This is a genomic window from Paenibacillus sp. 276b, from assembly GCF_900107875.1.
Classification (GTDB): domain Bacteria; phylum Bacillota; class Bacilli; order Paenibacillales; family Paenibacillaceae; genus Paenibacillus; species Paenibacillus marchantiae.
Genome location: NZ_FNRR01000003.1, coordinates 275,358 through 287,799, shown reverse-complemented (window position 1 = coordinate 287,799; position 12,442 = coordinate 275,358). Strand labels below are relative to the sequence as shown.

Annotated in this window: 11 protein-coding genes; 7 read left to right on the top strand and 4 right to left on the bottom strand. The window is 48.0% G+C overall.

From position 1 onward, the window contains the following. Positions 1-14 precede the first annotated feature (14 nt). Both BLV50_RS17310 and BLV50_RS17305 read left to right on the top strand, forming a co-directional pair. Positions 15-1,493 carry an alpha-amylase gene (locus tag BLV50_RS17310; RefSeq protein WP_090809089.1) on the top strand — a complete coding sequence of 493 codons (1,479 nt, stop codon included), beginning with the start codon at positions 15-17 and terminating at the stop codon, positions 1,491-1,493. A 202-nt stretch (positions 1,494-1,695) separates the two neighbouring features. Next, positions 1,696-2,310, top strand: a complete 615-nt coding sequence (locus BLV50_RS17305; RefSeq protein WP_090809087.1) for a hypothetical protein — start codon at positions 1,696-1,698, stop codon at positions 2,308-2,310. An 87-nt stretch (positions 2,311-2,397) separates the two neighbouring features. Here the strand turns inward: BLV50_RS17305 and BLV50_RS17300 are convergent, their stop codons facing one another. Further along, complete coding sequence (locus BLV50_RS17300; RefSeq protein WP_090809085.1) at positions 2,398-3,144, bottom strand: MBL fold metallo-hydrolase; 747 nt, start codon at positions 3,142-3,144, stop codon at positions 2,398-2,400. Between the two features lie 204 nt (positions 3,145-3,348). On the opposite strand from BLV50_RS17300, the gene uxaC reads away from it, so the two are divergent. From uxaC to BLV50_RS17280, 4 genes are all read left to right on the top strand, one after another. Beyond that, positions 3,349-4,791 (top strand): glucuronate isomerase, encoded by a 1,443-nt coding sequence (gene uxaC / locus BLV50_RS17295; protein WP_090809083.1) that lies wholly within the window; start codon positions 3,349-3,351, stop codon positions 4,789-4,791. A 200-nt stretch (positions 4,792-4,991) separates the two neighbouring features. Next, positions 4,992-5,534 carry a MarR family winged helix-turn-helix transcriptional regulator gene (locus tag BLV50_RS17290; protein WP_063567315.1) on the top strand — a complete coding sequence of 181 codons (543 nt, stop codon included), beginning with the start codon at positions 4,992-4,994 and terminating at the stop codon, positions 5,532-5,534. Next, positions 5,531-7,258 carry an ABC transporter ATP-binding protein gene (locus tag BLV50_RS17285; protein ID WP_072733715.1) on the top strand — a complete coding sequence of 576 codons (1,728 nt, stop codon included), beginning with the start codon at positions 5,531-5,533 and terminating at the stop codon, positions 7,256-7,258. The genes BLV50_RS17290 and BLV50_RS17285 overlap by 4 nt, the downstream gene beginning before the upstream one ends. Further along, complete coding sequence (locus BLV50_RS17280; RefSeq protein WP_090809081.1) at positions 7,255-9,135, top strand: ABC transporter ATP-binding protein; 1,881 nt, start codon at positions 7,255-7,257, stop codon at positions 9,133-9,135. The genes BLV50_RS17285 and BLV50_RS17280 overlap by 4 nt, the downstream gene beginning before the upstream one ends. Before the next feature lie 100 nt (positions 9,136-9,235). Here the strand turns inward: BLV50_RS17280 and BLV50_RS17275 are convergent, their stop codons facing one another. Then, on the bottom strand, positions 9,236-9,826 hold the full coding sequence (locus BLV50_RS17275; RefSeq protein WP_063567312.1) for a hypothetical protein: 591 nt from the start codon (positions 9,824-9,826) through the stop codon (positions 9,236-9,238). A 239-nt stretch (positions 9,827-10,065) separates the two neighbouring features. Here BLV50_RS17275 and BLV50_RS17270 point away from each other — a divergent pair, with 239 nt between their 5' ends. After that, a complete protein-coding gene (locus tag BLV50_RS17270) occupies positions 10,066-11,193 on the top strand; it encodes a serpin family protein (RefSeq protein ID WP_143038133.1) in 1,128 nt (375 codons plus the stop codon). A 13-nt stretch (positions 11,194-11,206) separates the two neighbouring features. Here the strand turns inward: BLV50_RS17270 and BLV50_RS17265 are convergent, their stop codons facing one another. Both BLV50_RS17265 and BLV50_RS17260 read right to left on the bottom strand, forming a co-directional pair. Next, a complete protein-coding gene (locus BLV50_RS17265) occupies positions 11,207-11,788 on the bottom strand; it encodes a GNAT family N-acetyltransferase (protein WP_090809078.1) in 582 nt (193 codons plus the stop codon). A gap of 84 nt (positions 11,789-11,872) precedes the next feature. Next, positions 11,873-12,412, bottom strand: coding sequence for a TetR/AcrR family transcriptional regulator (locus tag BLV50_RS17260; protein WP_256337983.1), 540 nt, complete (start codon positions 12,410-12,412; stop codon positions 11,873-11,875). Between the last annotated feature and the right edge of the window lie 30 nt (positions 12,413-12,442).

Genomic DNA, 12,442 nt, shown 5'->3' with positions numbered 1-12,442 from the left:
GAGGTCGGTTGGGAATGAAGAGAAATCATACGATGATGCAGTTTTTTGAATGGCACCTGGCCGCAGACGGAAATCACTGGAAACGATTGGCCGAAATGGCGCCAGAACTGAAAGCCAAAGGCATTGACTCCGTGTGGGTGCCTCCGGTGACCAAAGCCGTGTCTGCCGAGGATACCGGTTACGGCGTATATGACCTGTACGATCTGGGCGAATTTGACCAGAAAGGCAGCGTGCGCACCAAATACGGTACCAAGCAGGAACTGGTGGATGCGATTGCCGAGTGCCAGAAGAATGGTGTTGCCGTCTATGTGGATCTGGTGATGAACCATAAGGCGGGGGCCGATGAGACGGAAGTCTTCAAGGTGATTGAGGTTGATCCCAATGATCGATTGAAGGAAATCTCCAAACCGTTCGAGATTGAGGGCTGGACCAAATTCACATTTCCGGGCCGCGGGGATCAGTACTCCTCTTTCAAATGGAACGCCGAACACTTCAACGGTACCGACTTTGATGCCAAGGAAGAACGGAGCGGTGTGTTCCGCATTGCAGGGGAGAACAAGAACTGGAATCAAAATGTCGACGATGAGTTCGGCAACTATGATTACCTGATGTTCGCCAATATCGATTACAATCACCCGGATGTCCGGCAGGAAATGCTCAAATGGGGAAAATGGCTCATCGATACGCTGCAATGTAGCGGTTTTCGACTGGATGCGATCAAACATATCAACCACGAATTCATCAAGGAATTCGCTGCTGAGATGATCCGCAAACGCGGGCAGGACTTCTACATTGTAGGTGAGTTCTGGAACTCCAATCTCGATGCATGCCGTGAATTCCTGGATACGGTGGATTATCAGATTGATCTGTTCGATGTGTCCCTGCATTACAAACTTCATGAAGCCTCTCTGGCTGGCAGGGATTTCGATCTTTCCAAGATTTTTGATGACACCCTGGTGCAGACACATCCAACGCATGCTGTAACGTTTGTCGATAACCATGATTCCCAACCGCATGAAGCGCTGGAATCCTGGGTAGGCGATTGGTTCAAGCCGAGCGCATATGCGCTGACGCTGCTGCGTCGTGACGGTTATCCGGTTGTCTTTTACGGTGATTATTACGGCATTGGTGGTCCCGAACCTGTCGAGGGCAAGAAGGACATTCTCGACATTCTGATGTCAGCCCGTTACGACAAAGCTTATGGAGAGCAGGAAGATTACTTCGATCACGCGAACACGATTGGGTGGGTACGCCGCGGGGTGGACGAAATCGAAGGTTCTGGTTGTGCAGTAGTTATCTCGAATGGTGATGATGGTGAGAAAAGGATGTTTGTTGGCGAACACCGTGCTGGCGAGCTCTGGACCGATCTGACGCACAGCTGTGAGGACGACATCACTATTGAGAAAGACGGTTGGGCCACTTTCCATGTATGTGGTGGAGGCGTCTCCGTGTGGGCTCTCCCGAATCAGGGTGAGGAATCTTCCGCTAAATAATACGTTGAGGATCAGTAAATCTTCATATAGAATGTTAAACCACCTGAACTGGCGATCTATCTGCCAGGCAGGTGGTTTATTTATGTTAGGTAGACTAAGCTTATTCGTGTTATCCTTATATGGAATAATAAACCAATATAATGATTGCTATTAAAATAGATTCGTGATCATTTTAGATCGATCATACCGAGGGGGAAATCGGGTGAGGAAATTAGTACAGTTGGGGTTGTTTCTGCTTGTGCTGGCGGTTTGTCTGGGGGCTTGCAGTTTGGGAACAAACAAAGGGCCAAGGGGAGAACCGAAGCGAACGGATGATTATACGCTGAATACCGAGCGAAGAGATTTGACCCAGCGTTTGCTGAAAAATCCAGATTCCTTTCAGGAGCGTTTGCCAGATGATTATAGCTTGACTGCTACCGTTAGGGTTAATCATGAATCGGATCTGGACCGCATTATATATGAAATTTCTGTTCAAGAGGCCCGGGTACCGATGGTCAATGTAATACAGTCTTTTACACTTGATCCATCCTTGATGAACAGCATTAACGCAACTGAGCTCCTCAACTCCAATGCGGTAAATACGCACGAGACTACTCTGGGTCCTGGAAAAGAACCATTGGGATTAAGTTTACTCAGAGATTATATTTTGAAGCCCAAAGCGGAGATCCATAGCAATAGCATTAAAACGTATCAGGATATGTATATCAAAATTTCCTACGGACCAAATGATCAGCGTACGGAAGATTACATTCATGTTAAAGCCAAACCATCTCCTGAAACTATTGAATATATGAAATCATGGAATGCAGATCAATAGAAAGGCAGCACCCGAAAAGCTCCTTCAAAGGAACCTGAATGGATGCTGCCTCTTTATTTTGGTGATATATATCGTTCGAGTTACGTACTACACTTTCAATTCAAACGACTCCAGCGTGCCCACCATTCTTAGATCATGTTCTTGGTTGAACTGTGCCCGTTTGTCCGCATCAGCGTATTCATCATGATAATGCATGAGCACAGTTTTCTGTCTCACTTCGGCAGGAAGTTGTTGCAGATCCTTCAGTGAGGTGTGTGATTTGATCACCAGATCATGCATATGACATTCGTGGAAAATTAGCTGTACGTCTGCGGCGGCCTGCTCAACCCGTTCCTGATCCAGCGTGCTATCTGCGCTATAGTAGAAGTAGGGTTTTGCGAGAAGGCCATTGCTGACCATACCCGGCACGTGCTGTGTTCGAAAAGTCTCAAACGTTACGCCCTCCAGCTCAAATGTGCCTCCATCCGGTAAAGGTACGATATCATAATAGTCGCTCATCGTACGCTCCCCATCGGTTGTATAACGCATGCCTGGGGATAAAATGTTCCATAACGGATCAACCAGTTCTTCGTGAATAAACAGACGTGGCTTGCGGTCGCCCACAATCTGTGAATAATATCCGAGCATCTGTACTCCGTTAATATGATCTTCATGCAGATGGGTAATAAACACATTGTGAATATCCGTCATTGGAAAGCCGTATTCCTTTAATGCTTTTGCATTGGATTCCGGAAAATCAATTACCAGATGTGTATCGCCGAATTCGGCCAACATACTGTTGTGGTGTTGCTCTACACTGAACATGTCTCCTGTACCGAGAAATGTTATTTTCATCCATTTCATCTCCTTCTATCATCTTCAGATCAGCATTAATTAGATTAAAACCAGTATACCTCGTTCCATGAAATATGCCTAAATCAACCTTTTGTGATAACGCTATCATTTTATATTGAACTTTGTGGGCAAACAGTGTAGCGTAAAGATTGGGAAGTGAACCCATATGAACGTAAACTCACCTAAAGGGAGCGTGCGAGGCGAATGAAGTCTTTTCTGGATGAACAATTTTTGCTGCACAATGAAACGGCGATCAAGTTATATGAAGACTATGCGAAGGACATGCCGATTATTGACTATCACTGTCACTTGAGTCCACAGGAGATCTACGAGAATAAAACCTTTGGCAATATTACAGAGGCTTGGTTATACGGTGATCACTACAAATGGCGGCTGATGCGCGCAAACGGGATTGAGGAGCAGTACATTACGGGAGGAGAGGGCGTAACCGATTATGATCGTTTTCTGGCGTACGCCAAAACTGTACCGATGATGATTGGTAATCCGCTGTACGCGTGGTCCCATCTGGAATTACAGCGTTATTTCGGTGTCTATGAAGTGTTGAATGAGACGAGCGCCCCGGCCATCTGGGAAAAAGTAAATGCCAAGCTGAACAGTGACGGATTCGGTGCACGTGATCTTATTACCAAATCCAATGTTACCGTGGTATGCACGACGGATGATCCATGTGATTCCTTGGAATATCACCTGAAGATTCAGGAGATCGAAGGTTTCGATACCGCTGTACTGCCTTCATTCCGTCCGGATAAAGGATTGGAATTGAACCGTGACACCTTCTCGGAATGGGTAGGCAAGCTGTCGCAGGCAGCCGGAACGGCGATTTCCGATTATGACTCATTCCTCTCGGCCCTAGAGTCCCGGGTAGAGTTCTTCCACTCCGTAGGAGGCCGGGTGTCTGACCATGCACTCGATTATGTACCTTACGGCACGGCCACACGTGAGGAAGCAGCAGCGATTTTTGCCAAGGCTATTGCAGGGGAGAAGGTTAGTCGTGAGGAAGAGGACAAGTACAAGACGGTAACACTGACTTTCCTCGGCAAGCTGTACGCAGATCGGGGCTGGGTAATGCAGTTCCATATTAATGCGGCCCGCAACAATAACAGCCGTATGTTCGCCCAGCTTGGCCCGGATACCGGTTATGATTCCGTTAATGATACGCCGCTTTCCTCAGCCATGATCGGATTACTCGATGCGCTGGAGCAGCAGCAGGCGCTGCCGAAAACGATCCTGTATTCCTTGAATCCTCGGGACAATGAAGTGCTCGCAGCGATTATCGGCAGCTTCCAGGGCGGCGGCATTCCAGGCAAAATCCAGCTTGGTGCAGCCTGGTGGTTCAACGATACGAAGGACGGCATGCTTGCTCAAATGAAGGCGCTGGCGAATGTAGGTCTAATCAGCCGTTTCGTCGGTATGCTAACCGATTCCCGCAGTTTCCTCTCCTACACACGACATGAGTATTTCCGCCGCCTGGTCTGCAACCTCATCGGTGAATGGGCCGAACAGGGCGAGGTACCACATGATATGGAACTGCTTGGACAGATCGTACAGGGCATCGCCTACAACAATGCGAAGGAGTATTTCCCTTTTGCTTCCGCGTTGAAAACTGTTTCTGCTTCACAGTCCTGATTCTTATATTTTGGTTCAAAACCGTGACTTTAAAGTCACGGTTTTTTGGTGTGCATTTGCTATTTGACATTCAACTTTTGCAGGAATATACTTAGTACACCTAATTAATTGATTGGCTATTTAATTGGAATGCTATTTAATAGATGTCCTATGATGTTGGACGTCTATGGAATGATAATGAAATTAAAGGGGGGACAATAATGACTGGCATAGATCCGGTAGCCCAGAAGCTTTTGTATTCCATCATGCAGTTTAATAAAGGCAAATGGAGGCAACATAAACCACATGGGCGTAATCACAATGAAATTATGGTACTGGGTTGTTTGCTCCACGGCATGCATCCGGGAGAACGATTGAATTGGCAGGATAATCCTCCTAATTTCAATGACACACTACATTCAAATCATCCAGGACTAAAAGTATCGGAAATTAGTGCTTTGTTGCGTGTGAAATCGCCGACGATTACTCCTGTCATTCGAGGACTTGAAGACGAAGGGCTGGTTGAACGAACCATGGACCCGGAGGATCGTCGCGCAGTCCGCATCACCATTACCGAAGCAGGTCGTGAAATTATTCGGGCGGCACATCAGGAGCGCATGGAGATATTTAATAAGCTCGTTGAGCATCTGGGTGAGGAAGACAGTCTTCAATTAGCGGCATTGTTGACCAAGGTGTACACCTTTTTTGATACAAAGGTTTCCCAACAGATGGATGCGTCCACACAAGGAGATGATAAGCCATGATGAAATTGTTTCGCATGCTTAAGCCTTACCGAGTCCCCATTTTCTTCATACTGGGTCTGGTGCTGTTACAGTCGTTAGCTGAACTGTATTTGCCAACCCTGATGGCGGACATCGTTAATGGCGGCATAATAAAAGGAGATGTTCCATACATCTGGCAGATTGGTGGCTGGATGCTGGTGATTGCGATAGCAGGCACGGCTTGTTCCATCACAGCCAGTTACCTTTCATCCCGCACAGCGGGTGGATTTGCCAAACAGCTGCGCAGCAGAGTATTCCGCCATGTGGAGAACTATTCGCTGCAGGAATTTGATAAATTGGGTACAGCTTCACTAATTACCCGTACCACCAATGATATTACGCAGGTCCAGAACGTATTAACGATGATGCTGCGCATGATGGTTATGGCTCCGATGATGTGTATCGGTGGTATCTTCATGGCGGTATCCCAGGATGCCAAATTATCGACCATCTTCCTGGTTGTCTTGCCTGTACTGGCTGGAGCCATTGCACTGATTGGTGCGAAAGGTCTACCTTTGTTCAAACAAATTCAGAAAAAACTCGACCGACTCAATCTGGTCCTGCGTGAGCAACTAACTGGGATTCGCGTGGTTCGTTCCTTTAATCGTGGGGAACATGAACGTGCTCGCTTTAATGGAGCCAATACAGATCTGAGAGACGTTTCCATTAAAGTGAATGTGCTCATGGCAACATTAATGCCTGTTATGATGCTGGTTATGAACTTTTCAATGATTGCCATCCTGTATTTCGGTGGACAGCGTATCGACAGCGGGAATATGAATATTGGTTCATTAATTGCCTTTATTCAGTATGCGATGCAAATCATGTTCTCCCTCATTATGGTTTCCATTATCTTTGTCATGATTCCAAGAGCTTCGGCTTCGGCAGAGCGGATCAACGAAGTATTGGATATGCATCCGGATCTCAGCAACCCAGAGCAGCCTCGTGAGATGAAATCGTTGCAAGGCACGATTGAATTCGATAACGTGACATTCCGTTATCCGGGTGCGGAAAATGCTGCGTTGTCAGGCATTTCATTTACGGCACGCCCGGGTGAGACCACAGCGATTATTGGTGGTACGGGCTCAGGTAAATCCACATTGCTCAGTCTCATTCCACGTTTCTATGATGTAACGGAGGGCAGTGTACGGGTAAATGGAACAGATGTCCGTGAGCTACGGCAGGAAGATCTGCGGGCCAAAATCGGATTTGTACCACAAAAAGCGATTCTTTTCACCGGAACAATTGCGGAGAATATCCGCCACGGGAAGGATGACGCTACGATGGAGGAGATTGTTCGAGCCGCTCAAACGGCCCAGGCAGAGAACTTCATTACGGAGATGAAAGACGGTTACGATAGCGTCATTGCGCAGGGAGGTAACAACGTATCCGGTGGACAGAAGCAGCGTTTGTCCATTGCACGCGCACTGGTTCGCCGTCCGGAAGTATATATTTTTGACGACAGCTTCTCGGCTCTCGATTTCAAAACCGATGCCAAACTTCGTGCTGCCCTGAAGTCCGAAACGACTGAAGCAGCAGTGCTTATTGTGGCTCAGCGCGTAAGTACGGTTATGGATGCAGATCGCATTCTGGTTATGGATGAGGGACGGATTGTCGGTTCGGGAACACATAAAGAGCTGATGGAGCACAATGAAGTATATCGCGAGATTGTATCCTCCCAGCTGACAGAGGAGGAGATCGCATGAGTGAACGTACAGAACGCAAGTCATCTCGTCCCCCTGGCGGGCCGGGTCATCCCGGAGGCGGAATGGGCATGCGGCCTCCCGTGGAGAAAGCGAAGGATTTCAAAGGTACACTGCGACGCTTGATGCGTTATCTTCAGCCCCACAGCTATCGTTTGCTGGGTGTGCTGGTTGCTGCAATTCTAAGTACCGTGTTCAGCATTATCAGCCCAAAGGTTATGGCAGAAGGTACGGATATTCTCAGTAAAGGCGCTATTGCCATCCTTCAGGGTGTACAGGGGGCCGGCATTGATTTTCCTGCCTTGATGAAAGTATTGTATCTGCTTGGGGGACTCTATCTGTTTAGTGCAGCTTTCATGTACATTCAGCAATATCTGATGGCTGGTGTTGCTCAGCGAGTTGTGTATGACATGCGTGAGCAGATCAGTGCCAAGGTTGGACGTCTGCCACTGAAATATTTTGACTCCCGTACCCACGGGGAAACATTAAGTCGGGCGACGAACGATGTGGACAACATCAGTAATACGCTCCAGCAAAGTTTGGCGCAGTTCATTACGTCTGTAGTCACCATTGTCGGGGTTATCATCATGATGTTGACCATTAGTCCATGGATGACCCTGATAACCATTTTGACACTGCCATTAAGTGTAGTTGTTGTTATTCTGGTGGCATCCCGTTCGCAAAAACACTTTGCAGGCCAGCAGAAATCACTTGGTGAATTGAATGGCCATGTCGAGGAAATGTACACCGGACATAAGGTGGTCAAAGCCTTTGGACGGGAAGAACATTCGGTAGAGCAGTTCGAAAAAGTGAACGAAGAGCTGTATGAATCCGGTTGGAAAGCCCAGTTTATCTCAGGGATTATTATGCCACTGATGACGTTTGTAGGTAACCTTGGTTATGTGCTGATTTGTGTGGTCGGTGGGATCTTTGTTACACGTGGTGCCATCTCCATCGGGGATATCCTTGCATTCACACAGTACTCCCGTCAGTTCACTCAGCCAATTAACCAGATTGCCAACATCTCGAATATCATTCAGTCCACCATCGCTTCGGCGGAGCGGGTATTTGAATTGCTGGATGAAGAGGAAGAGGTTCCAGAATCTTCGAAACCAGTACAATTGCAGTATCCACAGGGTGCCGTTGCATTCCATGGTGTGAATTTTGGATATAAAGCGGATGAGTTACTCATTCAAAATATGAATATTGATGTAAAACCGGGACAGACAGTGGCCATTGTCGGGCCGACTGGAGCGGGTAAAACAACGCTGATCAACCTCCTGATGCGTTTCTACGAAATTCAGGACGGCCAAATTACAATTGACGGTGTTAATATTGTGGACATGGAGCGCGGCAAGCTGCGCAGCCTGTTTGGGATGGTGCTTCAGGACACATGGCTGTTCAACGGAACGATTCGTGACAACATCGCCTATGGCCGAGAAGGCGCAACGGAAGAAGAAGTTATCAAGACAGCCGATGCGGCCCATGCTGATCACTTCATTCGTACTTTGCCTGATGGATATGATACGGTGCTGAATGAAGAAGCATCGAACATTTCACAGGGGCAGAAACAATTGCTGACTATTGCGAGAGCAATTCTGGCGAATCCGGCCATTCTGATTCTCGATGAAGCGACGAGCAGTGTCGATACACGGACCGAAGTGTTCATCCAGAAAGCGATGAATGATCTGATGAAGGATCGCACCAGCTTTGTCATTGCCCACAGATTGTCCACCATTCGCGGAGCCGACCTGATTCTTGTCATGGATCATGGTAACGTGATTGAGCAGGGTAATCATGAGGAACTGATGGAGAAACAAGGCTTCTATGCTGATCTGTACAACAGTCAGTTTACGGAGCAACAGCCACAGGCGATCTGATCCTAGATGGCGTTAACATAATAGCCGGGTTCACCATTTAGGTGAACCCGGCTATTTGTTTGCTGCCGCGGAAAGTCCCACGATATAATTTCTTCTTTCTTTAGTCCTTTTTCGAATCTTCTGGAGCTTTACCTTCGTTGTCGCCGGATGACGTCTTTACCTCCAGCTTTGGATCTTCGTCTGCTTCCTCAAGCGCAGAAGGTGCCGGCTCGCCCGGTAGTAATTCACGCTGCTCGATCATACGTTTCACGACCTCATAACAGTCCTCAACATGTTTGTTGCCGACATACCGCATGGCTGTAAAGCTGAGCGCGGCAGCCAGTCCTTGACCTGCAAAAGGTACAAATTTGGCGACTGATTTGGTAGCTACGCGTACTCCGACCCTTTTTAGCACGACTACTACCAGTTCTTTGGTTACCATACGTCCAATAACTTTACTTCCGATGGACATGACGAATCCGTAGATCATGGATTTGGTCTCAGGGTCCAACCCGTCGAGCTGTTTTTGCGATAATCCGAATTTATTGTTTATGGCAGGCAGTAGCTGCATGAGCATTCCCACATCAGCCAGGACGTCTGTACCTGGAAGAGGAACGAGTGTTGTACCAGCGGAAGCGGTGGCTCTCTTTTTGACCATGGTGCGGCATTCCTTGCGAACTTGCTCTAATTGTTCCAACGTTGCTGGAATCATAGGGAATCCCTCCATTCGTATATGGTATAGATATAACCGTTTTGACTCGTTTTGAATGGTGTTTTCTACAGTAGAAATTGGTGACCTTAGCATATGAGTGTAAAGTAACCTTTTTTCTCAACCGTACGTCTAGTAAAAAAAGGGAATCAGTAAATTGCTATGACGGGTATCTGAGTATTACGGAGGAGTCAGAACGAAAAGCTGCTCTGAAAGAGATCGAACCTGAAACAATCCAATCCATGAACACCATGGGACTGCACATCCTTCAACAGATGGGCGCAAAAGAGAAGACTGATGGGAATAATCTGCTCATCTCTCCTTATAGCATTGCGGCAGCGATTGGCATGGCATATAACGGTAGCGTAGGTGAGACTAGGCGAGAGATGGCAGAGGTCATGGGCTGGTCGGAGCTAGAAATGGAGCAAGTGAATGCTTCTCAAGCGGCTTTGCAGCAGTTGTTGACCCATCCGGGAAAAGGCATACAGATCGGTATTGCGAACTCCATGTGGATGAAGGACGGAATCCCGGTAGAGGAAAATTACCAAACAGCCGTACAGAAAACGTATGAAGCTGAGATCAGGACACTCAATGGACAACCAGTACAAGCAAAGGAAGAGATCAATCAATGGGTGAAGCAGCACACCGAAGGCATGATTCCAAACTTGATGCAGGAGCCACCTGCAAAGGAAACCCTGATGATTCTTGTGAATGCCATTGCATTTGATGGAAACTGGATGGCTGAGTTTGACCCGGAGTACACGACGGATGATGAGTTTAAGCTGGCAAATGGAAAGGCATTATCTGTGCGGATGATGCATCAGACAAAGCAGTTCCAATACTCGGAGAATGAGGATTGGCAGGCGGTGAGGCTGCCTTACGGAGATGGCCAGATGCATCTGCTTGTCGTTTTGCCACGAGAGGGGCGTACGCTGGATGAGGTTCAGCAGCAGTTGCTGGATGACCCAAAACGGCTTGATCGTGGCTCCGAATATAGCCTAGTTGAGCTGTCCTTGCCACGTTTTCGTGCGGAGTATGGCATGAACCTGAAAGAGACGTTGCAGCAGATGGGGATGGAAATGGCCTTTGATCCGTATGCTGCCAATTTCACGGAAATGATGTCTCCCGGGCCGAACTTGCAAGCATACATTGGTCAGGTACTGCATCGTGCCGTGATGGAAGTGAGCGAGCAAGGGACTGTAGCGGCAGCTTCAACGCTGGTAGAGATGCAGGCTGGAAGTGCTCCACCAACTGATCCAATCAAGATGGAGGTTAATCGTCCATTTATGGTTGCTGTAGTGCATAAATCCACTGGAGCATGGTTATTTGCCGGGAACGTAAACCAACCGGAAGAGATTCCCTCCCGGTAGCACGTAGTCTTCGTTATCCAAGTATGCTGACATGCCGCTCTCGGAATTCATTCTCCAGCATGCTCATCTGAATGGCATCGTGATATTGATGATTGTAATACAAGGCATCTCGCCGTAAACCTTCACGTTGAAATCCTAGTTTCTCATATGTACGAATCGCACGTTGATTGAAGGCATACACTTCAAGCTCGATTCGGTGCAGATTGCAGATACCGAAACCATAATGCAGCATAAGCAGCAATGCCTCACTGCCATATCCTTTTCCTTGATGCTCTGTATGATCAATGGCGATTCGGATGTGCGCACTGCGATTTTTGGTATGCATATCCATCAGGGCAATCTCTCCGATGACCTGGTCATTCTCCTGCAAGGCAATCAGCAGCATCAGGCGTGAGTCATCCTGGGCCGCGTTTTCGATGTAACGTTCTACTTGGGTACGGGTGAAGCTGTTTTGTGTTCCAGTAAGTCTGCGCATCTCGGCGTCAAACAATCCGGGGAAATAGGTATCAATATCAGTCGATTCAAATGGACGCAGATAGATGCGCTTAGTTTCCAACAGACGTGGGATGCGTGCGGATGGTGTTGGTTGGGACATGGTTTACTCCTCCTATGGGTTCAAATCGTCATGCAGGACTGATTGAGCTGGTATCGCGGCATTGGCAAAAGCATGGAAAGATCTTTACGCCTTGTGAGCGGCTCCGTCCAAAAATAAAGCGACCAGCTCACGTGCCAGATCGGCAATCGTTGCATGCATGTCGCGTACGCCTTCGCGGTTTGCCAGCATCAGCAAGGACGTAAACGCATGGGCAAGCAGCATCGGATTGGCAGATCGCAAATAACCGTTGTCCATCTCCCGCTTAAAGTGGGTGGCGAGGACTTCAAAGATGCGGACTTCGGCTTCACGGATCTGGGCCAGCTGATCTGCATCCAGATAGGTATTGGCTTCACGCATCATGGTCTCGGTATCGACGTGGGATTGTTGCATCCGTCCTTCCGCAACTTTCTCCAACCGCTCTTGCAATGCACCTGGTGCATCCATACGAAGAGCTGTCTGCTGCATGCCCATGGCCATCATACTGGTGATGGCGACGGTGAACAGCTGCGGTTTGCTGGAAAAATGATAATAGATCGATGCCTTGGTCACGCCGCATAGCGAGGCGATTTGCTGGAGAGAGACGGGCTCATACCCGTATTCCATAAATAGCCGCGAGGCGGTCATTAGTATTTTTGACTGGGCTGATGCCTGATC